25 protein-coding genes and 2 tRNA genes are annotated in these 22,209 nt (G+C 66.2%); 22 read left to right on the top strand and 5 right to left on the bottom strand.

Translation table 11 applies throughout. The features are described 5' to 3' along the window. Positions 1 to 253: 253 nt before the first annotated feature. Entirely contained in the window at positions 254 to 2,758 is a 2,505-nt protein-coding gene (locus KF730_RS10945) for a TonB-dependent receptor (RefSeq protein WP_294094920.1), read from the top strand. Between the two features lie 79 nt (positions 2,759 to 2,837). On the opposite strand, the gene KF730_RS10940 is transcribed toward KF730_RS10945, so the two are convergent. Continuing rightward, positions 2,838 to 3,503 (bottom strand): 2OG-Fe(II) oxygenase, encoded by a 666-nt coding sequence (locus KF730_RS10940; RefSeq protein ID WP_294094917.1) that lies wholly within the window; start codon positions 3,501 to 3,503, stop codon positions 2,838 to 2,840. A 105-nt stretch (positions 3,504 to 3,608) separates the two neighbouring features. Between KF730_RS10940 and KF730_RS10935 the strand changes: the two genes are divergently transcribed. From KF730_RS10935 to KF730_RS10875, 13 genes are all read left to right on the top strand, one after another. After that, positions 3,609 to 3,685: transfer RNA gene (locus KF730_RS10935), tRNA-His, on the top strand. A 24-nt stretch (positions 3,686 to 3,709) separates the two neighbouring features. Then, complete coding sequence (locus tag KF730_RS10930; RefSeq protein ID WP_294094915.1) at positions 3,710 to 4,759, top strand: Glu/Leu/Phe/Val dehydrogenase dimerization domain-containing protein; 1,050 nt, start codon at positions 3,710 to 3,712, stop codon at positions 4,757 to 4,759. A gap of 186 nt (positions 4,760 to 4,945) precedes the next feature. After that, positions 4,946 to 5,404: a hypothetical protein gene (locus KF730_RS10925; protein ID WP_294094913.1), complete on the top strand. Its 459-nt coding sequence runs from the start codon at positions 4,946 to 4,948 to the stop codon at positions 5,402 to 5,404. A 1-nt stretch (position 5,405) separates the two neighbouring features. Further along, the gene (locus KF730_RS10920) at positions 5,406 to 5,606 is read left to right on the top strand and encodes a hypothetical protein (protein ID WP_294094911.1); all 201 of its coding nucleotides are present in this window, start codon (positions 5,406 to 5,408) and stop codon (positions 5,604 to 5,606) included. Between the two features lie 110 nt (positions 5,607 to 5,716). Then, on the top strand, positions 5,717 to 5,920 hold the full coding sequence (locus tag KF730_RS10915; RefSeq protein ID WP_294094909.1) for a carboxymuconolactone decarboxylase family protein: 204 nt from the start codon (positions 5,717 to 5,719) through the stop codon (positions 5,918 to 5,920). A 32-nt stretch (positions 5,921 to 5,952) separates the two neighbouring features. After that, complete coding sequence (gene ccmC / locus KF730_RS10910; protein WP_294094906.1) at positions 5,953 to 6,675, top strand: heme ABC transporter permease CcmC; 723 nt, start codon at positions 5,953 to 5,955, stop codon at positions 6,673 to 6,675. Beyond that, on the top strand, positions 6,672 to 6,803 hold the full coding sequence (gene ccmD, locus KF730_RS10905; protein ID WP_294094903.1) for a heme exporter protein CcmD: 132 nt from the start codon (positions 6,672 to 6,674) through the stop codon (positions 6,801 to 6,803). Before ccmC ends, ccmD begins: the two co-directional genes overlap by 4 nt. A gap of 160 nt (positions 6,804 to 6,963) precedes the next feature. Beyond that, positions 6,964 to 7,398 (top strand): cytochrome c maturation protein CcmE, encoded by a 435-nt coding sequence (gene ccmE, locus KF730_RS10900; protein ID WP_294095904.1) that lies wholly within the window; start codon positions 6,964 to 6,966, stop codon positions 7,396 to 7,398. Beyond that, on the top strand, positions 7,395 to 9,317 hold the full coding sequence (locus tag KF730_RS10895; RefSeq protein ID WP_294094900.1) for a heme lyase CcmF/NrfE family subunit: 1,923 nt from the start codon (positions 7,395 to 7,397) through the stop codon (positions 9,315 to 9,317). Before ccmE ends, KF730_RS10895 begins: the two co-directional genes overlap by 4 nt. Further along, complete coding sequence (locus KF730_RS10890; protein WP_294094897.1) at positions 9,314 to 9,835, top strand: redoxin family protein; 522 nt, start codon at positions 9,314 to 9,316, stop codon at positions 9,833 to 9,835. Before KF730_RS10895 ends, KF730_RS10890 begins: the two co-directional genes overlap by 4 nt. Beyond that, on the top strand, positions 9,832 to 10,236 hold the full coding sequence (locus KF730_RS10885) for a cytochrome c-type biogenesis protein (protein ID WP_294094894.1): 405 nt from the start codon (positions 9,832 to 9,834) through the stop codon (positions 10,234 to 10,236). Before KF730_RS10890 ends, KF730_RS10885 begins: the two co-directional genes overlap by 4 nt. Then, positions 10,233 to 10,883, top strand: a complete 651-nt coding sequence (locus KF730_RS10880; protein WP_294094891.1) for a tetratricopeptide repeat protein — start codon at positions 10,233 to 10,235, stop codon at positions 10,881 to 10,883. Before KF730_RS10885 ends, KF730_RS10880 begins: the two co-directional genes overlap by 4 nt. A 9-nt stretch (positions 10,884 to 10,892) precedes the next feature. After that, positions 10,893 to 11,144, top strand: a complete 252-nt coding sequence (locus tag KF730_RS10875) for a hypothetical protein (protein WP_294094888.1) — start codon at positions 10,893 to 10,895, stop codon at positions 11,142 to 11,144. A gap of 51 nt (positions 11,145 to 11,195) precedes the next feature. On the opposite strand, the gene ald is transcribed toward KF730_RS10875, so the two are convergent. Beyond that, positions 11,196 to 12,299 (bottom strand): alanine dehydrogenase, encoded by a 1,104-nt coding sequence (gene ald, locus KF730_RS10870; RefSeq protein WP_294094882.1) that lies wholly within the window; start codon positions 12,297 to 12,299, stop codon positions 11,196 to 11,198. A gap of 135 nt (positions 12,300 to 12,434) precedes the next feature. On the opposite strand from ald, the gene KF730_RS10865 reads away from it, so the two are divergent. The 5 genes from KF730_RS10865 to KF730_RS10845 all read left to right on the top strand — a co-directional run bounded on the left by KF730_RS10865 (position 12,435) and on the right by KF730_RS10845 (position 17,316). Next, complete coding sequence (locus tag KF730_RS10865) at positions 12,435 to 12,902, top strand: Lrp/AsnC family transcriptional regulator (RefSeq protein WP_294094880.1); 468 nt, start codon at positions 12,435 to 12,437, stop codon at positions 12,900 to 12,902. 302 nt (positions 12,903 to 13,204) lie between these two features. Beyond that, on the top strand, positions 13,205 to 15,139 hold the full coding sequence (locus tag KF730_RS10860) for a potassium transporter Kup (protein ID WP_294094877.1): 1,935 nt from the start codon (positions 13,205 to 13,207) through the stop codon (positions 15,137 to 15,139). Beyond that, positions 15,136 to 15,663 carry a 2'-5' RNA ligase family protein gene (locus tag KF730_RS10855; RefSeq protein ID WP_294094875.1) on the top strand — a complete coding sequence of 176 codons (528 nt, stop codon included), beginning with the start codon at positions 15,136 to 15,138 and terminating at the stop codon, positions 15,661 to 15,663. The genes KF730_RS10860 and KF730_RS10855 overlap by 4 nt, the downstream gene beginning before the upstream one ends. 54 nt (positions 15,664 to 15,717) lie before the next feature. Continuing rightward, positions 15,718 to 15,794 (top strand) — tRNA-Met (locus KF730_RS10850). Positions 15,795 to 15,864: 70 nt separating this feature from the next. Beyond that, positions 15,865 to 17,316 carry a tyrosinase family protein gene (locus tag KF730_RS10845; RefSeq protein ID WP_294094870.1) on the top strand — a complete coding sequence of 484 codons (1,452 nt, stop codon included), beginning with the start codon at positions 15,865 to 15,867 and terminating at the stop codon, positions 17,314 to 17,316. On the opposite strand, the gene KF730_RS10840 is transcribed toward KF730_RS10845, so the two are convergent. The 3 genes from KF730_RS10840 to KF730_RS10830 are packed head-to-tail and all read right to left on the bottom strand — an operon-like array spanning position 17,308 to position 18,973. Next, entirely contained in the window at positions 17,308 to 18,096 is a 789-nt protein-coding gene (locus KF730_RS10840; protein WP_294094867.1) for a hydrolase 1, exosortase A system-associated, read from the bottom strand. The two genes, KF730_RS10845 and KF730_RS10840, sit on opposite strands and share 9 nt — an antisense overlap. Beyond that, positions 18,084 to 18,704, bottom strand: coding sequence for a hypothetical protein (locus tag KF730_RS10835; protein WP_294094865.1), 621 nt, complete (start codon positions 18,702 to 18,704; stop codon positions 18,084 to 18,086). Before KF730_RS10835 ends, KF730_RS10840 begins: the two co-directional genes overlap by 13 nt. Next, positions 18,701 to 18,973: an acyl carrier protein gene (locus KF730_RS10830; RefSeq protein ID WP_294094863.1), complete on the bottom strand. Its 273-nt coding sequence runs from the start codon at positions 18,971 to 18,973 to the stop codon at positions 18,701 to 18,703. Before KF730_RS10830 ends, KF730_RS10835 begins: the two co-directional genes overlap by 4 nt. A gap of 73 nt (positions 18,974 to 19,046) precedes the next feature. On the opposite strand from KF730_RS10830, the gene KF730_RS10825 reads away from it, so the two are divergent. The 3 genes from KF730_RS10825 to KF730_RS10815 are packed head-to-tail and all read left to right on the top strand — an operon-like array spanning position 19,047 to position 22,149. Continuing rightward, positions 19,047 to 20,534 (top strand): acyl-CoA ligase (AMP-forming), exosortase A system-associated, encoded by a 1,488-nt coding sequence (locus tag KF730_RS10825; RefSeq protein ID WP_294094860.1) that lies wholly within the window; start codon positions 19,047 to 19,049, stop codon positions 20,532 to 20,534. Further along, positions 20,531 to 20,920 carry a hypothetical protein gene (locus KF730_RS10820; protein ID WP_294094857.1) on the top strand — a complete coding sequence of 130 codons (390 nt, stop codon included), beginning with the start codon at positions 20,531 to 20,533 and terminating at the stop codon, positions 20,918 to 20,920. The genes KF730_RS10825 and KF730_RS10820 overlap by 4 nt, the downstream gene beginning before the upstream one ends. After that, entirely contained in the window at positions 20,917 to 22,149 is a 1,233-nt protein-coding gene (locus KF730_RS10815) for a pyridoxal-dependent decarboxylase, exosortase A system-associated (RefSeq protein ID WP_294094854.1), read from the top strand. The genes KF730_RS10820 and KF730_RS10815 overlap by 4 nt, the downstream gene beginning before the upstream one ends. Positions 22,150 to 22,209: the final 60 nt, after the last annotated feature.

The raw sequence follows: 22,209 nt of genomic DNA, 5'->3' as shown, positions 1-22,209 counted from the left end.
CGTGAAAACCTTATTGAATGCCCGCGACCGTGCAAAGCGCTTGCGGCGGGGGGCGGCGGACCTGCGACGGATGGCCGACTTGTCCACAGCCGTAACAATCTAGTCACGAATGAGTCTTCGAAGTTTCTCCGAACTTCCACGGACGAGTCACGCAACCCCCCTAGCCGGGCGCTGCGGTCGACGGGGGACAAGTCGAGTCGATCCCGCAACGAATTCACTCGCTAGCCGGCGCCAGCCGGAACGGAGATCCAAAATGCTTAGCTTCAACCGCCTGATCCTTCTGACAAGCTGCGCGGGGGCGGCATTGGTGACGGCCACCCCGGCCTTTGCGCAGGAGACGCTGGCGGCGGCTTCCGAACAGTCGGCGACCGAAACCAACCCCAACGGTCTCGACGAGATCGTCGTGACCGCGCTGAAGCGCGAGACCAGCCTGCAGAGCACGCCGATCGCGATCGCGGTGGTCAGCGCCGAGGCGCTCAAGGATCGCCACGTCCAGAGCCTTTACGATCTCGCCGATGGCGGCGTGCCCAGCCTGCGCGTCGCGACCTTCGAGGCGCGCCAGAGCGCGCTGACGATCGGTGTGCGCGGTATCGTGCCGCTCGATGCCAACCAGCCGGCACGCGAGCAGGGCGTCGGTATCTATGTCGATGGTGTTTATCTTGGCCGCCAGCACGGCCTTAACGCCGCGCTGTTTGACCTTGAGCGTGTCGAAGTGCTCAAGGGCCCGCAAGGTACCTTGTTTGGCCGTAACACCGAAGGCGGCGCGCTGAGCCTCGTCTCGCGCGCGCCGAGCGGCCAGTTCGAAGGCCGTGTCACCGCCGGTATCGCCAATCTCGGTGGCTATAACGGTGCGCTGCACCTCGACCTGCCCGAATTCGCCGGCTTCGCGGTGAAGCTCGATGGCGTCGTCCAATATCAGGATGCGGTGACCAAGAATCCGCTGGCTGGTCAAGCCGGCTGGGGCCAGTTCGATCGCCGCGGCATGCGCGCCGCGGTGCGCTGGCAGGGTGTCGAGGGCATCACCAACGATTTCTCTTACGACAATGGCTATGATGCCAACACGCCGTTCTACAGCCAGTTGCTGAACTTCAACCCGAATGCCTGCGTCGCCGGCGCGCAATCGGCATCGCCGCGCTGCGTCCTTCCCGGCACCGCCTATACCGCGCTGACCGGCGTGGTCCGGCCGGTGCTGCCGAACACGGTGATCAACGGCACGACGCGCATGAAGGTCGCCGATATCGGCGTGGTCCAGCAGCCCAGCATCGACAAGACGCATGGCTTCACCAACAGCTTCAAGTGGAACTTCGGCCCCGAGCTGGAGTTGCGCTCGATCACCGCATGGCGCGGCGTCGATGTCGAGCAGTGGGACAATGCCGGTGGCGCGCACCGCGTGCCGCTGCTCAACTGCACGGGCACGACCTGCAACTTCAGCCGCTACAGCCTCGCCGGCCTGCGCCAGCGTCAGTTCAGCCAGGAAATCCAGGCGGTAGGCTCGCTCGGCCCAGTCGATTACGTGGCCGGCCTCTATTATTTCAACGAGCATGTCAGCGACGACGCGGCGACGCCGAGCTCGCAGCAGTACAACCAGGCCACCGGCGTGATCACTACGCTCGATCCCTGCATCGGCGGCGGCACCGCCGCCAATCCGGCGGGCTGGCAGCGCGGTTGCCGCCAGACCGACCGCGCTTCGGAAGTCTGGTCGAAGAGCTATGCCGCGTACGGCCAGCTGACCTGGAACGCCACCGACGCGCTGCATATCACCGTCGGTGGCCGCTACACGCAGGACAAGAAGCGCGGCGTGCTGCACTTCTCGCGCAACATCAACTACGACCTGCCGGCCAATGCCGCGATCGTCACGACCAACGGCTATCGCCCTCTGGTCAAGACCTGGAACCGCTTCAACCCGATGGCGACGATCGCCTATGACGTGACCGACAGCGTCCACGTCTATGCCAAGTACGCGACCGGCTACCGTGCCGGCGGCGCCAGCTCGCGCACGTCCAACTATCAGGCGTTCAATCCGGAAGACGTGAAGTCTTACGAAGCCGGTCTGAAAGCGGACTTCTGGGATCACCGCGCGCGCTTCAACCTTGCCGCCTACATCATGGACCGCAAGGACAGCCAGGTCGATATCAGCTCGATTCAGCTGACCGCGACGGGGAGCTTCAACAACCTCGTCACGATCAATGCGCCGGGTAACACCAAGATCCGCGGGATCGAGGCCGATCTGACGCTGCGTCCGGTCGACGGGCTGACGCTCAACGCGTCGTACGCCTATACCTACACCCGCATCCCGCCGGTGCTGATCACCAACACGGTGGGCGCGACCAGCACGAGCACGCTGCAGAATTTCTACATCGTGTTCACGCCGCGCAACGCCGCCAGCGGCGCGATCGATTACGCGCTGCCGATCGGCCACAGCGACACCAAGCTGCAGTTCCACTTCGACGGCAATTACTCGCAGGCCACCCAAGCGTTCGACCAGTTCGCCACGAAGGCCGACTCGTCGCTGATCTTCAACGGCCGCATCTCGCTGACTGATATCTCGCTCGGCGACGGCGGGCAGAAGTTCACGATCGGCATCTGGGGCCGCAACCTGTTCGACGAGCAATATGTGTACCGCCGCGATCCGTCGAACAGTCTGCCGGGTGCGCCGACCACCAACGTGCTGTCGGGCAGCATCGCCAACGTGCTGGGCGATTACGGCAACTTCAACGCGCCGCGCACCTTCGGCGCCGAAGCGACGGTGAAGTTCTAAGGATAGGGCGCCGGTCTCGGCGCCCGTTCAAAGGTTCATGCCCGATCACGGCCCCTCGCCGTGATCGGGCATGAATTTTCTAGCCCCAGGGCCGTTCGCGGAACCACTGGGTGATGACGTATTTCAGCCCCGCGCGGACCTTCATCGCGTGGTGCAGCGTCGATGGGTTGGGCGTGCCGTTGACGCGCATATTGTTCCATACGAGCAGCTTACCGGTCTCGGGCTGGACGATCTTGTCGATCGCCTTGAACCGGGTCGCGCCGCCGGCTTCGACTTCGTTGAGATAGAGCATCGCGGTCCAGGTGCGCTGGCCGGCGACGCTGCAATATTTGGCGAAATCCTCGCCCGAGGGTTCGAAATAATCGGTATGCGCCTTGAACTCCTGGCCGACATCGTAGCGCTGGCCCTGCATCGGCTCGCCATTGATCGCGGGCAGGCCGGTGAGAACGAGGATACGGCGCTTCAATTCGACCACCAGCGAATCATAGGATGACAGGTCGCAGGTCTCGCTGGTGCGGAAGGCATAGTCGCCATTGGCATCGGCGATGGTCGAGGGACGGCGTTCGGCGTCGATCTTCATCATCAGCAGCTGGCAGAGCTCGGGCTCGAAGAAGTTCTTGACGATGAACATCTCGACCTTGGGGCTCGGCACGCGCTGCACGCCGGGCTGGCGCATGATGTGTGCGGCGACGGGGCTGGGGCCGGTGACCGTGGCGGCGCCAAAGCTGACAGTGACGTTTTGCATGCGCCATTCATTGCCAAATGCGCGCCGCCGATGCCATAGTGTCGGAAGAACGGCGCAACTATCTTGCGCTGTCCGGTTGTGGCCGCTAAGCGCCCAACCTCCACGGCGACCGTAGTTCAATTGGTTAGAGCGCCGGCTTGTGATGCCGGAAGTTGCGGGTTCAAGTCCCGTCGGTCGCCCCAGTTTTTCACAGGCCGGATTTTCCCATGATCACTGACTGGGGCTTCCCCGATTTCGACGACCATGAAGGCGTCCACCTGTTCAGCGACCGCGACTCCGGACTGAGCGCGATCATCGCGGTGCACTCGACGAAATTGGGACCGGCCGCAGGCGGTGTGCGCTTCTGGCATTATGCCGACCACCGCGCCGCGATCACCGACGCGCTGCGCCTGTCGCGCGGGATGAGCTACAAGAACGCGATGGCCAGCCTGCCGCTGGGCGGAGGCAAGGGCGTGATCCTGGCCGACAAGCCGGGCGCGACTGTCACCACCGCCCAGCTCGAAGCATTTGGCCGCGCGGTCGAATCGCTGGGCGGCCGCTATGTGACCGCCGAGGATGTCGGCATGTCCGAAGAGCGGATGAAGACCGTCGCGACCCAGACCCGGCATGTCTCGGGCCTGCCGGTGGCGGAAGGCGGCGCGGGCGGCGATCCGGGGCCGGTGACGGCACGCGGCGTCTATCTGGGCGTCAAGGCGGCGGCCAGGCGCGGGCTGGGTGCGGACGATATGCGCGGCGTGCGCGTCGCGATCCAGGGTGTCGGCTCGGTTGGCGGCGGAGTCGCCCGGCTGCTGGCGGCGGACGGCGCCACGCTGACGCTGGCCGACGTCAATGCCGGGCGCGCCAAGGCGCTGGCGGCCGAACTGGGCGCCGATGCGATCGACGCCGACGCGATCCTCAGCCACGACGCCGACCTGTTCAGCCCCAACGCGCTGGGCGCGATCCTGACCGAGCAATCGATCCCGACGCTGAAAGCCAAGGTCGTCGCCGGCGGGGCGAACAACCAGCTGGCGACGCGCGCCGATGGCAAGCGCCTCCAGGATGCGGGTATCCTCTACGCCCCCGATTACGTGATCAACGCCGGCGGCATCATCAATGTCGGCCTCGAATATCTGGGCCAGGGCAACATGGCCGAGGTGCAGAGCCGCGTCGACAAGATCCCGTTGCGGCTGATCGAGGTGTGGGATGAGGCTGAGCGCAGCGGCGACCCGCAGAGCGAAGTCGCCGACCGCATCGCGCAGCGCCTGATCGGGCGCTGATTCGCCGGGCCGCTGTTGGAGAATCGCGGCTTAGCTTCACGCTTTTCACGGTGGTTGTGCAATTTCGTTGCGCGCCGGCGTAATGAACTTTCGTGCGCAGGTTTTGAGCTTTCCACGTTTTCAAAGAGCGTTCGCGAGCTTTATCATGCCTTTGCGGCTGTAGGACAGCGCGGAGAGGGGTGATCGGTGGAATTGCTCGCGCTGATCATAATCGGACCGTTGCTGGCGCTGATTGCCCTGCCGATCCTGTGGTTGCTGCGGCGGTTCAAACTCTATCCGGCGGGCGTCCATTCGGCGATCGTCTACGGGATCATCTGGATGACGATGATCGGCGCGGCGTTCGCGCAGTCGGCGCTGGCCGAGATTATCCTCTGGCCAGCGCAATTCCAAGCGGAGCATCTGGGCGGACAATATGGCACGCCCGTGACCCTGCGCCGCTATGCCGCTTCCGGGTTTCAGGACGTGACCTTCGAATACACCTATCAATTGCGCCCCGAGCAGGTGCGCGCGCTTCAGGCGCGTTGCGGAAGACGCGCCGTGTCGCTCGGTCATGAGGGTTGCGTGCTGTTCGAGGAGTCGGGCGAGCAGCGGGGGAGCCTTATCTTGCTGACCGGCGACCAACTTTACATCATGGAGTATTCTTGAAGTGCGCCTGATCGATCGGATCGCTTTTACCGGTGCCGCTGTCACCGGCTTGGCACTCCTTGCCTTCGGAATCTGGGTGTTCGCGATCTCGCTGGTCCCCGCACCGGTGACGATGGTCTCGGGCGGGGTGCTGCTGGTGCTGACCGCGATCGCATGGCGGCAGCACCGTGCGGCGCTGACGGATGGCTCTTCCGAAAAATAATTTCGTGAGCAATGTCACAATCGCGCGCGCCATCTCGTCATGCTTCCGTCAACTGAGAGGGAAGCAGAAATGAATAGCCGTACCGATCCGCTCAAGACTGCCCCGCCGCTATGAAGGTATGGCTGGCGATGAGCGAGCAGACCGCGCCGACGCTGGAGAAGAGCCTGCAGGAACTGGTCAAGATCCGCGCTTCGCAGGTCAATGGCTGCGCCAATTGCCTGGGCGCACCGCCGCCGCCCGCAAGCTCGGCGAGAGCGGCCGGCGCGGCCGACGGGCTTGGATTTCACCGCGCCATAGGATGCAAAGCGACGTAGATTCCGCCAGCAAACCCCGCTAACCCCGGCCCGTGCCCGCCCTTCACGCCTTCGCCAATCCCGCGCGTTTCCTGAAGATCGCCAAGCCGCTGACGCCGGTGCTGTTCTGGCTGGGCGCGGCGCTGGCGCTGTTCGGGGCGTTTGCCGGGCTGAGGCTGACACCGCCCGATTACCTCCAGAAGGAGACGGTGCGGATCCTTTATATCCATGCCCCGAGCGCGTGGCTGGGGATGGGGGGCTGGACCGGCCTCGCGGCGGCGAGCCTGATGTATCTGGTCTGGAAGCACCCGCTGGCGAACCTCGCGGCGCGGGCGATCGCGCCGGCGGGCGCGGTGTTCACGGCTTTGTGCCTGATCACCGGCTCGATCTGGGGGCGGCCGACCTGGGGAACCTGGTGGGAATGGGACGGGCGGCTGACCAGCATGCTGCTGCTGTTCTTCGTCTATATCGCCTATATCGCGCTGGCGCGGGCCGATGCCGAACGCGGCGGCGACGGGCGGGTGCCGGCGCTGTTCGGGGTGGCGGGCAGCGTGCTGCTGCCGATCATTCGCTATTCGGTGGTGTGGTGGAACACGCTGCATCAGGGGCAGAGCATCGGGCTGACTTCGTCGTCGATCGACAAGAGCATGATCTGGCCGCTTTTCTTCACGCTGGGCGGCTTCACCCTGATGTTCGGCGGGATCGTGCTGATGCGGATGCGGGCGATGCTCGCGGCGCAGAAGGTGGAAGCGCGGATGCGGCGGATGGCGGCATGAATCACTGGGCGTTCGTGATCGCCGCATATGGCGTGACGCTGCTTGGCGCGGGCGGGCTGGCGGTTGCCAGCTATCTGGCGATGCGCAAGGCCGAGGCGGCTGCGGACGCGATGAAGGCTAGGAAGTGAAGATCGCGGTTGAAGCAATCCTCCCCCAGAGGGGGAGGGGGACCGCGAAGCGGTGGAGGAGGTTCGCCACAGGCGGCCCGCTCGCGGCGAGCGCCCTCCGTCAGCCCCGGAACAAGTCCGGGACTGCCACCTCCCCCTCTGGGGGAGGATTTTGATGGCGATGAAGCCCAAGCATCAACGGCTGATTCTGGCGGCTCTGGCGCTTGTCGCGGTGCTGGGCGCGGCGGGGCTGGCGCTGTCCGCGCTCAAGGATCAGGCGGCGTTCTTCTATGCGCCGGGGGATCTGGTCGGCAAGCCGGTGCCGGCGGGCAAGCATGTGCGCCTTGGCGGAATGGTGCAGGGCGGATCGATCCAGCGCGAGGCCGATGGGGTCTCGATCCGTTTCGTGGTGGGCGATGGCATCGCAACCGTGCCGGTCTCGTTCCGCGGCGTGACGCCGGACCTGTTCAAGGAGAATTCGGGGGTAGTCGCCGAGGGTCGGTTCCAGCCCGACGGCAGCTTCGTCGCCGACAATCTGCTCGCCAAGCATGACGAGCGCTACATGCCGCCGCAGCTGAGCGGCAATCAGCACGTCTCGAAGTCGCTGGAGCCGTGATCGCCGAAGCGGGACTGGCCGCGCTGTGGCTCGCGGCGGCGTTCGCGCTGATCCAGCTGGCGCTGGGCATTGGCGTGGCGCGCGGCGGCTCGGAGGAGCTGATGCTGGCGCTCCGCCGGATCACGCTGGTGCAGGGACTGCTGGCGATGGCGGCGTTCGGGCTGCTGATCGCGCTGTTCGTGAATTCCGACATGTCGGTGCTGCTGGTCGCGACCAACAGCCATTCGGCCAAGCCGCTGCTGTACAAGATCGCGGGCGCATGGGGAAACCATGAAGGCTCGATGCTGCTATGGGTGACCGTGCTGGCGGTGGCCGGGGCGGGGGTGGCGCTGTTCGAGCGGCGGCTGGCGGGCAAGACGCTGGCCGCGACCTTGGGCGCGCAGGCGTTCATCGGCCTCGGCTTCTACGCCTTCCTCGCCTTCGCATCGAACCCGTTCACGCGGCTCAATCCGCCGGCGCGCGACGGGCAGGGGCTCAACCCGCTGCTTCAGGATCCCGGCCTGGCCTTCCACCCGCCGACGCTCTATTTCGGCTATGTCGGGCTTTCGGTCGCGTTCAGTTTTGCCGTGGGCGCGCTGCTGATGCGTGACGTCGGGCCGGCTTTCGCGCGGGCGATGCGCCCTTGGGTGCTGGCGGCATGGATTTTCCTGACCATCGGCATCACCGCGGGCTCCTATTGGGCCTATTACGAGCTGGGCTGGGGCGGCTGGTGGTTCTGGGATCCGGTCGAGAACGCCTCGCTGATGCCGTGGCTGGCGGCGACCGCCTTGCTGCATTCGGTGACGGTGCTGGCGACGCGCGACGGGCTGCGCGCCTGGACGCTGATGCTGGCGCTGGTGGCGTTCGCCATGTCGATGATCGGGACGTTTCTGGTGCGTTCGGGCATCCTCGTCAGCGTGCATGCTTTCGCGGTCGATCCGACGCGCGGGACGTTCATCCTCGCCTTGCTCGGCATCTATATCGGCGGCGCGCTGGCCTTGTTCGGCGCACGAGTCGGGACGGTGACGCAGGGAGCGACCTTCCGCATCGTCAGCCGCGAGGGCGCGCTGGTGCTCAACAATCTGCTGCTGACCGTGATCCTCGGCCTCGTCTTCATCGGCACGCTCTATCCGCTGGTGGCGCAGGCCATGGGCGTGCAATTGTCGATCGGCGCGCCGTTCTTCGACAAGACGATCGCGCCGATCGCGCTGGTGCTGGTGCTGGCGACCGCGGCGGGGCCGCTGCTCAACTGGCGGCGGGATGTGCTCAACACTCTGCTCGGCAAGCTGCTGGTGCCGGTGGCGCTGGGGGGCATGGGCTTCGCGCTGCTGTTCATGATGAACCCGACCGCGCCGATGCTGCCGCTGCTCGGGATCGGCTTCGCGATCTTCCTGGGCGTGGCGAGCGTGCTGCCGCTGGTGCGCCGCAAGCTGCGCCGCACGCCGCTGCATATCTGGGGGATGGTGATCGCGCATCTGGGCGTGGCGGTCAGCATCGGCGGGATGGGCGCGGACGCCGCGTTCAAGGCCGAGCGGCTGACCGCGATCGAAGTGGGACAGAGCGCCACGGTCGGGCCGTTCCGCATCGTGCTCAGCGACGTGCGGCCGGCGCTGGGGCCGAACTGGTCCGCGGTCGAGGCGCGGCTGACGGTGACGCGCGAGGGCGGGACCGCGTTCGAGCTTCGTCCGCAGCAGCGCTTCTTCAGCACGCCGCCGACCAATACCAGCGAGGCGGCGATCACGACGATGCTCGACGGGCAGCTCTATACCGTGCTTGGCGCGGGAGACGCGGAGGGGCGGTGGCAGCTGCGGCTGTGGTGGAAGCCGTTCGTGACCTTGATCTGGCTCGGCGGGGCGCTGATCGCGTTGGGCGGGCTGCTGGCGCTGATCGGCCGGGTGCGGCGTGAGCGCCGCGCCGCGGAGGCGGAAGAATACGCATGAGGCGGGTGCTGATCTGGTTGCCCTTCGCGCTGTTCGCCGCGGTGCTGGCGCTGGTCGCGAGCGGGCTGATCAAGCCCGCCGACCGGACGGTGCATTCGGCGATGATCGACAAGCCGCTGCCGGCGATCGACCTGCCGCCGCTGCTGGCGAGCAAGGACGGGATCAAGGGCGGGTTCGGCGGCAAGCCGCGGCTGATCAACGTTTTCGCCAGCTGGTGCCTGCCGTGCATCGCCGAAGCGAGGCAATTGATGCGGCTCAAGGCGATGGGCGTGCAGATCGACGGGGTGGCGACCGCCGACACCACCGAGGCGATGCAGGCGTTCCTGGCGCAAAATGGCGATCCCTATGCGCGGATCGGCGACGACCGGAACCGCAAGGTGCAGTTCTCGCTGGGTTCGGCGGGCGTGCCCGAGACCTTCGTCGTCGATGCGCGGGGCCGGATCGTCAAACAGCATATCGGCGATGTTCGCGAGGACGATGTGCCCGAGATTCTCGCGGCGCTGGAGGCGGCGAAGTGAGGCGGTCGCTCATCCTCTTGTCGCTCGTCGTGGCGCCGGCGTTTGCGGATTCGAACCTGCCGCCGCCGACGCTGGCCTACACGCAACTGGCAGACCCCGCCAAGGAAGCGCAGGCCAAGGCGCTGATGGAGAAATTGCGCTGCCTGGTCTGTCAGGGCCAGTCGATCGCGGATAGCGATGCCGAGATGGCGGGCGATATGCGGGCGATGGTGCGCCAGCGGATCCAGGCGGGGGAGAAGCCCGATCAGGTCCAGAAATGGCTGATCCAGCGCTATGGCGACTATGTCAGCTACGATCCGCCGCTGAGCTGGGTGACCGCGCCGCTGTGGATCGCGCCGCTGGTGCTGCTCGGATTGGGAGCGCTGCTCAGCGCCCGCGTGTTCCGGAGGAGCAGGCGATGATGGGTTGGGCGATGTTCGGCGTGGTGGCGCTGGCGGCGATGATCGTGCTGGCGGTCACACGCTTTCCCAGGCGCTTGTGGACGATCGCGGCGACCGGCGTGATGCTGGGGGCTGCCGGCTATGCCTGGCAGGGCAGTCCGGCGCTGGAGGGGCATCCGGTTTCGATCGAGGAACGAAAGGGCGAGGTCGATCCCGCGCTGGTCGCGCTGCGCGAGGCGATCTTCGGCAAGTATGGAACGGCGGTCTATTCCTACGCGACCGCGGCGGAATCGATGGTCCGTATCGGCCGCCCCGATCTGGCGGCGCGGGTGTGGCTGGGCGCGGTCAACAAATATCCCGAGGATTACAGCCTGTGGACCGGGCTGGGGCTGGCGCTGGCCGAGCAGGACGGCAACCAGCTTTCGCCGGCGGCGCAACTGGCGTTCAACAAGGCGTTGGCGTTGCATCCGAACCATCCCGGTCCGCCCTTCTTCCTGGGGCTGGCGCTGGTGCGTGCCGGGCGGTTCGCCGAGGCGCGGCCATGGTGGGCGAAAGCCGTGGAACTGGCGCCAGAGAAGATCAGCTATCGCGACGACCTGCGCGTGCGGCTGTTCCTGCTCGATCGCTATCTGGCGGCGCAGGGGCAAGGCCAGGCAACCCAACCATAGGAGCGCGCATTGCCCGGTTGCCCGATTCAGACCTTCGACAAGATCGATACGCTCGTGTGGATGTGTCTCGTCGCTAGGGCGCGGGAATATGGCGTGGCCATCGAGGGCAATTCCGGCGAAGTGGCATCGCATGGGGGCAGGGCGCGCTGGAATTACGATCCGCAGCGCGAGTGGCTCGAGATCGAGGTCCTCAAATTGCCGTTTCCGGTCTCGTGCGCGCAGGCGGCCAAGGCGTTGCGCGAGGCGGTCGCGAGCTGCTGATGCGGTGCGCGGGCTGCGGGGCGATGCCGATGCACCGCCCCGCAGCCCGCGTCAGGCCCAAGCCTGGTACGGCAGGTCGAGATCGTCGGCGACCGCCTTGAACGCGATCTTGCCCTTATAGACGTTGAGGCCGTTGGCGAGGTGCTTGTCGGCCTTCATCGCCGCTTCCGCGCCCAGGTTCGCCAGCTTGAGCACGAACGGCAGCGTCGCGTTGTTGAGCGCGAAGGCCGAGGTGCGGGCAACCGCGCCGGGCATGTTGGCGACGCAGTAATGGATCACGCCATCGACCTCGTAGACGGGATCGTCGTGCGTGGTCGCGTGGCTGGTCTCGAAGCAGCCGCCCTGATCGATGGCGATATCGACCAGCACCGAGCCGCGCATCATCGTCTTGAGCATGTCTTTGGTGACCAGCTTGGGAGCCGCCGCGCCGGGGACGAGGACCGCGCCGATCACGACCTGCGAGGTCTTCACCGCCTCGGCGATCGCGGCCTTGCTGGCATAGGCGGTCTTGATCTGGCTGCCGAAATGCATGTCGAGCTCGGCAAGGCGCTCGTTGCTGATGTCGTAGATGGTCACGTCGGCGCGCTGGCCGGTCGCCATCTGCGCGGCGTTGATGCCGGAGACGCCGCCGCCGAGGATCGCGACCTTGCAGGGGGCGACGCCGGGAACGCCGCCGAGCAGCTCGCCGCGGCCGCCCTGCTCCTTTTCGAGATAGTGCGACGCGACCTGGATCGACATGCGGCCGGCGACTTCGCTCATCGGCTTGAGCAGCGGCAGCGCGCCCGAGTTCGAGGTGACCGTCTCATAGGCGATGCAAGTCGCGCCCGACTTCATCAGGCCCTCGGCCTGCGGCTTGTCAGCGGCGAGGTGCAGATAGGTGAACAGCAGGTGGCGCGGCTCGAGCATCGCGATCTCGCTCGCCTGCGGCTCCTTGACCTTCACGATCATGTCGCTGCCCGCGAAAACGGCCGCGGCGTTCGGAGCGATCTTCGCGCCGACCTTGGTATAAGCCTCGTCGTCGAAATCGATGCCGGTGCCGGCCTTGGTCTCGACCAGCACTTCATGGCCGGCATGGACCAGCTCCGCCACCGACGCCGGGGTCAGGCCGACGCGATATTCGTGATTCTTGATTTCCTTGGGAACGCCGACGCGCATGGGATCTCTCCTGAAAAATTGTGGCGCACAATTACCAGAAGGCAGAACGCGAATCCCTGCAAAGTCGGTGCGGCTTGGGCGACGAGTTTGCATAATTATGTGTGATATTGGAAATATTCGGGCTAAACATGCAACATGGACAGAATTGACGCGGCAATCCTCAAGCAGCTCGCCGCCGATGCCCGCGCCCCGGTGAGCGCCATCGCCAGCGAGATCGGGCTGTCGCAATCGGCGTGCACGCGGCGCATCCAGGCGCTCGAGGCATCGGGGCATATCCGCAGCTACAGCGCGCGGCTGGAGCACCGGCGGCTGGGGTTTCATATCACCGCCCTGGTTGACATCACCCTCGGTACGCAGGTGGAGGAGGATCTCGCCCGCTTCGAAGCGGCGGTGTCGGCGATCGAGGGGGTGGTGGAATGCGCGCTGGTCTCGGGCCGGCAGGATTACCGGCTCAAGATTCTGGCGCGCGATCTAGATGATTATGAGCGGCTCCATCGCGAGCATCTCGGGAGACTGCCGGGCGTGGTGACGATCAACTCCAGCTTCGTGCTACGCGCCGTGCCGACCCGCAGCGAAGCCGATGCGCTGTTCGCGGCGCGGTGAGGCGAAACGCCTTGCTGCCTTATCTGTCACCCCGACCTTGCCGAGGTCCAAGGTGCCCCGGACAATGTCTTTGCGCCTCAATCGACAGCTTTCGCCGCTCGTTGGACCCCGCACAAGGCTGGGATGACAAGGTGGGCCACCATCCTGCCGGCAGGGAACCTTCCTGCCGCGCTCGCCATTCTACCTCCGCAACGATCCGCGTTGCGAGGGTTTGCTGCACATGCTAGCTGCGCGCGTTCCAGAGCCAGTCGAGAACTCCAGGTCGCTATGACCACATATATCTCCGCAGCGCGACAGCCCCAGTGACAGCCGCCACCACCGAACCAGGCCAGGATGCCGCGGTTCACCACGACGATGCTGGCCCTGGCCATCATCCGAAGGGGTCGATTCATGCACTCGCGCTCGGCGCGATCGGGGTCGTTTACGGCGATATCGGCACCTCGCCGCTCTACGCGATGAAGGAAACCTTTGTCGGGCATCACAAGCTCGCGGTCGATCTCGTCCATATCTATGGCGTGGTCAGCCTGATGTTCTGGTCGCTGCTGATCATCGTCACCGGCAAATATATCTTCCTGACGATGCGCGCCGACAACAAGGGCGAGGGCGGCAGCCTGGCGCTGCTGGCGCTGATCCAGCGCAAGACCGGCGCTGGGCCAGGCCGGTGGAGCCATGGACTGGTGATGCTGGGGGTGCTGGCGACGGCATTGTTCTTCGGCGATTGCATGATCACCCCGGCGATCTCGGTGCTGTCGGCGGTGGAAGGGCTTGTCGTGGTGCAGGCGGGATTCGCGCCCTATGTGCTGCCGATCGCGGCGGCTATCCTGATCGGGCTGTTCCTCATCCAGGCGCGGGGCACCGATATCCTCGGCAAGTTCTTCGGCCCGGTGATGCTGGTTTATTTCCTGACGCTGGCGGTGCTGGGGCTCAATTCGATCCTCCAGCGGCCCGATGTGCTCCAGGCGTTCAACCCATTGTGGGGCGTGCGATTCTTCGAACTCGATCCGCGGCTCGCGTTCCTGGCGCTCGGCTCGGTGGTGCTGGCGTTGACCGGCGCGGAGGCGCTCTATGCCGACATGGGGCATTTCGGGCGCAAGCCGATCCAACTCGCCTGGGTGGCGCTGATCCTGCCGGCATTGATGCTCAACTATCTGGGGCAGGGCGCGCTGATGCTGCGCGACCCAACCGCGGCGAACAATCCGTTCTTCATGCTTGCGAGCGAAGGCTGGCGGCTGCCGCTGGTGATCCTCGCGACGCTGGCGACGATCATCGCCAGCCAGGCGGTGATCACCGGGGCGTTCTCGGTCTGCCAGCAGGCGGTGCAGCTCGGGCTGATGCCGCGCCTGCGCATCAACCATACTTCGGCCTCGGCGCTGGGGCAGATCTATCTTCCCTCGGTCAATTGGGCGCTGATGGTGATGGTGCTGCTGCTCGTCTTCACCTTTGGTGAATCATCGAACCTCGCCGCGGCCTATGGCATCGCGGTGACCGGCACGATGTTCATCACCACCTGCATGCTGCTCGTGCTCGTGCGCCGCGTATGGCATTGGCCGCGGATCGTTTCGGTGGGCGTGGTGCTGGTCTTCGCGCTATTCGACGGCGCCTATTTCGCGTCGAACGTCACCAAGATTCCCGATGGCGGCTGGTTCCCGCTGCTCGTCGGGCTGGTCGCCTTCACGCTGCTGACGACCTGGGCCAAGGGCCGCCAGCTGATGATCGCGCGGCTGCGCGAGAGCGCGATGCCGATCAGGATCTTCATCGAATCGGCCGCCAGCTCGGCGAGCCGCGTGCCCGGCACCGCGGTGTTCATGACCTCGACGCCCGATGGCGTGCCGCACGCGCTGCTCCACAACCTCAAGCACAACAAGGTGCTGCACGAGCGGGTGATCCTGCTCACCGTCAAGATCGCCGACGAGCCCTATATCGAAGACGATAACCGGATGAAGGTCGAGGATCTCGGCAAGGGGTTCCATCGGATGGTGATCAAATACGGCTTCATGCAGGACGCCGATGTGCCGTCCGCGCTCAAGCAGGTTTCGGCCTGTGGCGCGCAGTTCAAGATGATGGACACCAGCTTCTTCCTCGCGCGGCAGACGCTGTTGCCCTCGGCCAAGCCTGGGATGATGATCTGGCGCGAAAAGCTGTTCGCGTGGATGCTCAGGAACGCGGAAAGCGCGATGGAATTCTTCCGCCTGCCGACCAATCGCGTGGTCGAGCTGGGTAGCCAGGTCGAGATTTGATCCCGGATCAAGTCCGGGACAGGCCCGCGCCGATCATCGTCACGGCATTGTTCGGGCGGCAGGATCAGGCGTGGTTCAACGCGCTGCGGCGCGCGCATTACCCGCCCGAGCGGAACGTCATCGACGCGCATCTGACGCTGTTCCACCATTTGCCGCCTTCGGCGACCGACGAGCTCAAGCACCGGCTGACGCGGGAGACGCGCGGGGTGCGCGCGCCCAAGGCCAAGGTGACCGGGCTGATGCATCTCGGGCGTGGGGTCGCCTACCGGATCGAGGCACCGGAGCTTGAGGCGATACGCGGCGGATTGTGCGCGGCGTTTTCGACACTGCTGACCCCGCAGGATGCAACGCGCTGGCGCCCGCATGTGACGATCCAGAACAAGGTGACGCCGGTTCCCGCCAAGTTCGTGCTGACCCAGCTCTCGAAGGATTTCGTACCGCGCGAGACGGAGATCGCCGGGCTGGCGACCTGGCTTTATCGCGGCGGGCCATGGGAGCCGCTTTCGCGGCACATGTTCGCTTGACCGGGCGTAAAGCCCAACCTATGTCGCCCGCTCTTCGAAGCTGAAGCACCGCATGGCGGAGTAGCTCAGTTGGTTAGAGCACGGGAATCATAATCCTGGGGTCGGGGGTTCAAGTCCCTCCTCCGCTACCAGCTTCGAAGTCCACTTCCATCCGCAGCGCCAGCCGTCATGATGCCCCCGAAACGAATCGAGGGCGATTTCATGGCGGCACTCAAACGGCGCGAGATACTGGCGATGCTCGCGGCTATCGGCGCGGGCGGGCCGGCTTTGGCATGGCGCGCGGCCGGGCCCGTGCAGGAGCGGCTGCCGTGGAGCAAGTTCCGCAAGACGGGCGACTTCCCCAAGCTGGTCAACGCGGTGCGCGCGATGAAGGCGAACGGCAACGCCGCCAGCCCCGATAGCTGGCTGTTCTGGGCCAATATCCACCAGAGCCATTGCCCGCACGGCAAGGATTATTTCCTCGCCTGGCACCGCGGCTATCTGTCGCTGTTCGAGCGGCAGCTGCGCAAGGCGGGCAAGTCGGAGACGCTGCGGCTGCCCTATTGGGACTATTTCGCCGACGCGAACGTTCCGGAGGAGCTGACGAGGGGCAATGCCGCGACCAATCCCCTGTTCGAAACCCGCAAGGGCACGCAGGTGGACAAGGCGCTGGTCTATGCCGCGTTCGGCAAGGATATCACGGCGTTCGAGCGTGGGGTGGTCAAAAACTGCTTCGAGGCCGGGGTCGAGGCGTTCCACAATAATGTCCATAATCTGATCGGCGGACGGATGGCGACGATGCAATCGCCGCAGGACATCGTCTTCTGGATGCACCACGCCAATATCGACCGGCTCTGGGCGGCGTGGACGCTGGCCGGGCAGGGACGGCAGATGCCGGCGGCGGACATGCCCTATTGGGGCGGGCAGCTCGAGTACGAAACGGGCATGAGCGTCAGGCGCGCCGACGCGATCTCTACCGAGACGCTCGGCTATCGCTATGCCGATCTCAGGATGCCCGATGTCAACGCGGTTCGCACGGTGGAGGTGACCGCCAATGGCGGCGCGGCGGTGAAACTGCCGACCGTGACCGCAGGCGAGCGCGAGGACCGCGATGCCAAGGCCGCTCCACCACGGCCGATGGTGGGGGCGCCGCCACCCGCCGCAGCGGCGGCACCGCCGCCCGCCGCCGCTCCGGCGCCCGCCGCGGCGGCACCGATCCCGTTTCGCGGGATCTGGCTGGGCCGCGAGACGCGCTCGATCCGGATGCCGCTGCGTCGCACCGCCGACATGCGGGGCATGCCGAGCCATCACCACGACGCGAGCGACGAACTGCAGGTCGTGCTCGATGCGGTGACGTTGACGCAGGCCGGCGAGGGCGGGGGCTATTTCTACAAGCTGTATCTCGATCTCGACGATCTCGATTACGATCAGATTCCGGGCGAGGACCGGCTGCTGGGCACGGTGGGGCCGTTCCAGATCGCGGCGGCGCTCACCCATGCCGAGGACGGACGCGCCCGGATCGAGCTGCCCGCCGCCGATATCGTGCGCAAGCTCGCCGGCGACCGCGATCCCGAGGAACTGGGGGTGACCTTCGTTCGCGTCGATGCCGGAACCGCGCCGGGCGGATCGGTGATCAGCATCGAGCGCGTCGAGTTTCGCGGGCGGTTAGGCTAAGGCTGCCATCACCCTGTCGAACAGCCAGTCCTTGTCGGCGGCGGATGCGAAGCTGTGGCTGTCGCTGTCGAGCGTCTCGATGCGCACACGTGCGCGGGCGGCATTAAAGGCTGGGCCTTTGAAAACGTCGGCAAAGGCGATCGCGGTATTGTCGCCCCTGGCGAGCAGGATCGTGGTGGCAGGGGGGGCGTAAGCCAGCGCGAGGGCGAGATCGGAGGCGATGCTGCCGGATTCCTGAGATGGCTTCTGTGCTGACTTCCTCAACCCCTTGAGAATCTTGGATATGTCGACACCACCGCGCAGCAATCTCAGCCACTCTTTGGGGTCGCGCAACTTCTGCGCATAATGCGAGCGAATCGCCGCGGCAGGCGGCAACTCGTCGGTCGCCTCTATCGTCCAGGGGTTGGCGAGGAGCAGGGCATCGACGCCGGCCCTTTTCCAGAAAAAGGCCAGGGAAGTGGCTGCGTCACAATTGCCATAGCCGATGATGCGGCTCACGCCGGCAGCGCGAAAGCTTGCGACCGCTGCGGCGATGTCCTCGACGCTGGTCTTGAATCCGCCATTTTCACCCGTGGAATCGCCGATGCCGCGGCGGTCGAAGCGGAGCACCGGGTGGCCGGCTTCGGCGACGCGAGCGGCGAGCAGCGCCATGCCGCGATGCGCGCCGCAGCGGATCTCGTTGCCGCCGGAGACGATCAGGAGGCCGGTGGTGCCCGGCGCTTCGTCGAGCGAGCCGACCAGCGTTTCGCCGGCGCAGGGGAATGCGATCAGCCTTCGCATGCGCGGACCCAGGCGGCGATATCGTCGGCGAGCAGTTCGGCGAGGGCGGTATCGTTGTCCGGCTCGGCGCGGCGCCATAGCGGAGCGCCCGGAACCTTGAGATCCGCCGCCTTGACGTCAGTTTCGTGGCGGACGGTTCGCGCGTGGGAGGTTGCCGCGGCTTCGAGTTCGGCGAGCAAGATGTCACTCAGGCGATTGCCGCCGAAATCCTCCGAACCGCTCGTCTGGCGCAGGCGGTTGAGTTCGCGAAGCAGTTCGGCGCCTTGCTGGGGGGCCAAGTGCCAGCGGCTCTTGCGGTCTCCGGCGTCGAGCAATGCGCCGCTGCGGATCGCTAGGGTGTAGTCCCCGGGGACCGCGGCGAAGGCGGCTCGCATGTCGGCGATCGTCGCCGCTTCGGTTGGCACCAGGCTTTCGCCTTGGCCTGGCAGATCGGGGAGAGCGCTGGCAATGCCGCGCTCCGCCAGCGCGCGGAGCAGCGTCACCACAAAGGTCCGCGTCCGGTTGGCTTCCTCGAACAGCGGCAGCGCGGCGACGACGACCGGGTCGGTGGCAGTGCCGAAGCGGAGCATCGCTTCGCGGCCGCCTGCCCAGTCGTAGTGACCGATCACCCGAGCGCCTTGGCCACCGCGAAGCGGCTGAGCGCGCCGAAGGTCTCGAGCATCTCGCCATCGACCTCGTCATCCTCGATCAGGATGCCGAGCCGGTCTTCCAGTTCGGTGAGGACGCCGGCGACGGCGAGCGAATCGAGCTCGGGCAAGGCGCCGAACAGCGGCGTATCCTCGCGAAACGCGGCGGCGCGCTCGGCGCTCAGGCCCAGCACGTCGCGGAGCACCGCGCGGACGGCATTTTCGACTTCGAGCGTCCCATCGGGCTGCACTGGAGAACCCCCTGCAAGTTTTTTTGATGGCCGTAAGGGTATGAGAAGGCGCTGCCAAGTATATGGTGGCGAAATGGTGCCGCTCGATCCCCTGCCGCAGCCGCTGGACGGGCTTGCCCTGCGTGGCGAGCGCGATGCCGTGGCGCTGGAAGATCGCGCCGGGACAATGACTTATGCCGAACTGGAAGCGGCGGTTGGCGGCATGGCGCACGCGCTGTCGCGGCTGGGGCTGGCCAAGGGCGATCGGGTGGCGAGTTGGCTGCCCAAAACGCGCGCGGCGTGCCTGATGCCGCTGGCGGCGGTGCGGGCGGGTCTGGTGCATGTGCCGGTCAATCCGGTGCTGAAGCGCGCGCAGGTGGCGCATATCCTGGCAGATAGCGGCGCGCGTGCGCTGGTTTCGCAAGGGGCGCGGTTACAGACGCTGGAGACGGGCGACGTTCCCGCGGACTGCCGGGCGCTGGAAGAGAGCGCGCTGGCGAGCGATGATACGCTGCCGGTCTCAGGTACCGATACCGATACACTGGCCGCGATCCTCTATACCTCGGGGTCGACCGGAAAGCCCAAGGGGGTGATGCTCAGCCATGCCAATTTATGGTTAGGAGCCATTAGCGTGGCACATTATCTTCAGATCGTATCTGAAGATCGCGTGCTGGGCGTGCTGCCGCTGAGCTTCGATTATGGCCAGAACCAGCTGTTCTCGACCTGGGCGGCCGGAGCGCGGGTGATCCCGCTCGATTATCTGACCGCGCGCGATGTCATCAAGGCGGTCGAGCGTTTCGGGGCTACCTCGCTCGCCGGGGTGCCTCCGCTGTGGGTACAGTTGCTGGAGGCGGAATGGCCGGCGGAGACCGCAGGCAAGCTCAAGCGGCTGACCAATTCGGGCGGGGCGCTGACGCGTGGCATGGTCAAGGGCCTGCGCGAGCGGTTTCCGGAGGCGCGACTCTATCCGATGTATGGGCTGACCGAGGCGTTCCGTTCGACCTATCTCGATCCCGATCTGGTCGATGCGCATCCCGATTCGATCGGGCGGGCGATCCCCTTCGCCGAGGTGCTGGTCGTCGGCCCGGACGGGAAACGCGCCAGGCGGGGCGAACTCGTCCATGCCGGGCCACTGGTGGCGCAGGGCTATTGGCGCGATGCCGAACGCACCGCTGAGCGCTTCCGTCCGGCGCCGGAATTCGCCACAAGCGGCGGCATGGCGGTGTGGTCGGGGGATACGGTTGTCGAGGACGAGGAGGGGCTGTTGCGCTTTGTCGGGCGCGATGACGAGATGATAAAATCGGCCGGCAACCGGATCAGCCCGACCGAGATCGAGGAGGCGGTGGTTTCGGGCGGCGAGGCGGCGGAGGCGGTGGCGTTCGGCGTGGCCGATGCGCGGCTGGGGCAGGCGATCGTGGTGGTGGCGCGCGGAGATGGCTCCCGCGAGGATGCGCTGCGCGAGCGGCTGCGGCGCGAGCTGCCGAGCTTCATGCAGCCGAGCCGCTATGATTGGCGTGAGGAATTGCCGCGCAACGTCAATGGCAAATTGGACCGTTCTGCGCTGAAGGCGGCGTTGCGATGAAGCGCGATTGGGTGGGATGGCTGCTGACGGCCATGGTCGTGGCTGTCGTCGCCTGGATGCTGCTGGCGCCGGGCAAGCTCGAGCCGCCGCTCGGGCCGGAGGACGTGGCCGGCTGCTATGCGGGCGGCGGCGCCCGAATCGTGATCCGGCCCGACCAGACGATGCGGGCGGGGGACATCGAGACCCGGTACCATATATATCCCGGCGTTCGCGGCTCGCGTTCGGACGCGGTGGTGCCGGACAAGGTGCGGGCAAGCGGGGACGCCGCCGGGCTGCGCTTTGAGGAGGTCGACATCACCTCGCGCTGGTGGGTGTCGCGGGGCAAGGGGTTGCAGGTGAACGGCGTGATGATGCGGCGGGTGCCGTGCGAGGGAGCGACGCGATGAAGCCGCATGGGCCGATCCCGCCGGAATTCGCCGCCGACGCAGTGCTGACGCTGGGCGGGCAGCGCTTCGAGCGATGGATCGAGGCGGCGGGAGATACGCCGCTCTACGTCTATGATTTCGCGATCGTCGCGGCGCGGCTGAAGGCCCTGCGCAAGGCGATGCCCAAGGCGCTGGACGTACATTATGCGATCAAGGCCAATCCGCTGCCCGAACTGCTCGCGGCGATCGCGCCGCTGGTCGATGGACTCGATGTCGCCTCGGCCGGTGAGCTCGAGCGGGCGCGCGGCGTCATGGCGGCGGACCGGATCAGCTTCGCCGGCCCGGGCAAGCGCGACAATGAGCTCGATGCGGCGATCTGCGCGGGCGCGACGATAAACGTCGAATCGTTCAGCGAGGCGCAGCGCGCGCTGGCGGTGGGCCGGGCGCGCGGCATCCAGCCAAGGCTGGCGGTGCGGGTCAATCCGGATTTCGAACTGCGCGGATCGGGGATGAAGATGGGTGGCCGTGCGTCGCCCTTCGGCGTCGAGGCCGAACATGTGCCCGAACTGGTCAGGATGATCCGGGCGGGCGGGGCGGATTGGCGGGGCTTCCACATCTTCGCCGGCTCGCAGTCGCTCGACACGCAGGCGATCATCGACACCCAGGCGGCGACATTGGACCTGGCCGCGCGGCTGGTGAAGCAGGCCGGCGCGGTGCCGCCGCTCGTCAATCTCGGCGGCGGCTTCGGCATCCCTTATTTCCCCGGCGATCTGCCAGTGGATGTGGCGGCGATCGGTCAGGCGCTGGCGGCGCGGTTGAGAAAATTGCCCAAGAGTCTGAAGGGCGCGCGTTTCGCGATCGAGCTGGGGCGGTGGATCGTCGGCGAATCGGGGGTCTATCTGGCGCGGGTGGTGGATCGGAAGAACAGCGGCGGCGAGACCTTCGTCATCGTCGATGGCGGGCTCAATCATCATCTCGCCGCGACCGGCAATTTCGGTACGGTGGTGAAGCGCAACTATCCGGTCGCGCTGGCCCACCGGATGCAGGATGCCGGTGAGGAAGTGGTGACCGTGGTGGGGCCGCTCTGCACCCCGCTGGACCGGCTGGCGGACCGCGTGCTGCTGCCCAAGGTCAATGTCGGCGACGTCATCGCGATATTCGCCTCCGGCGCCTATGGCGCGAGCGCGTCGCCCGGCGCATTTCTGGGACATGCCCCGGTTCGGGAAATGCTGGTCAATATTCCCGGCTGAGCGTCGCGGATTTCTGCCGAAAGCGCCCAACTCCTAACCCGTTGTTTACCTCTTCCTTGC

This window comes from Sphingomonas sp. (genome assembly GCF_019635515.1).
Classification (GTDB): domain Bacteria; phylum Pseudomonadota; class Alphaproteobacteria; order Sphingomonadales; family Sphingomonadaceae; genus Sphingomonas.
The sequence above is the reverse complement of the archived record's forward strand: the minus strand, read 5'-3'. Positions and strand labels throughout refer to the sequence as shown.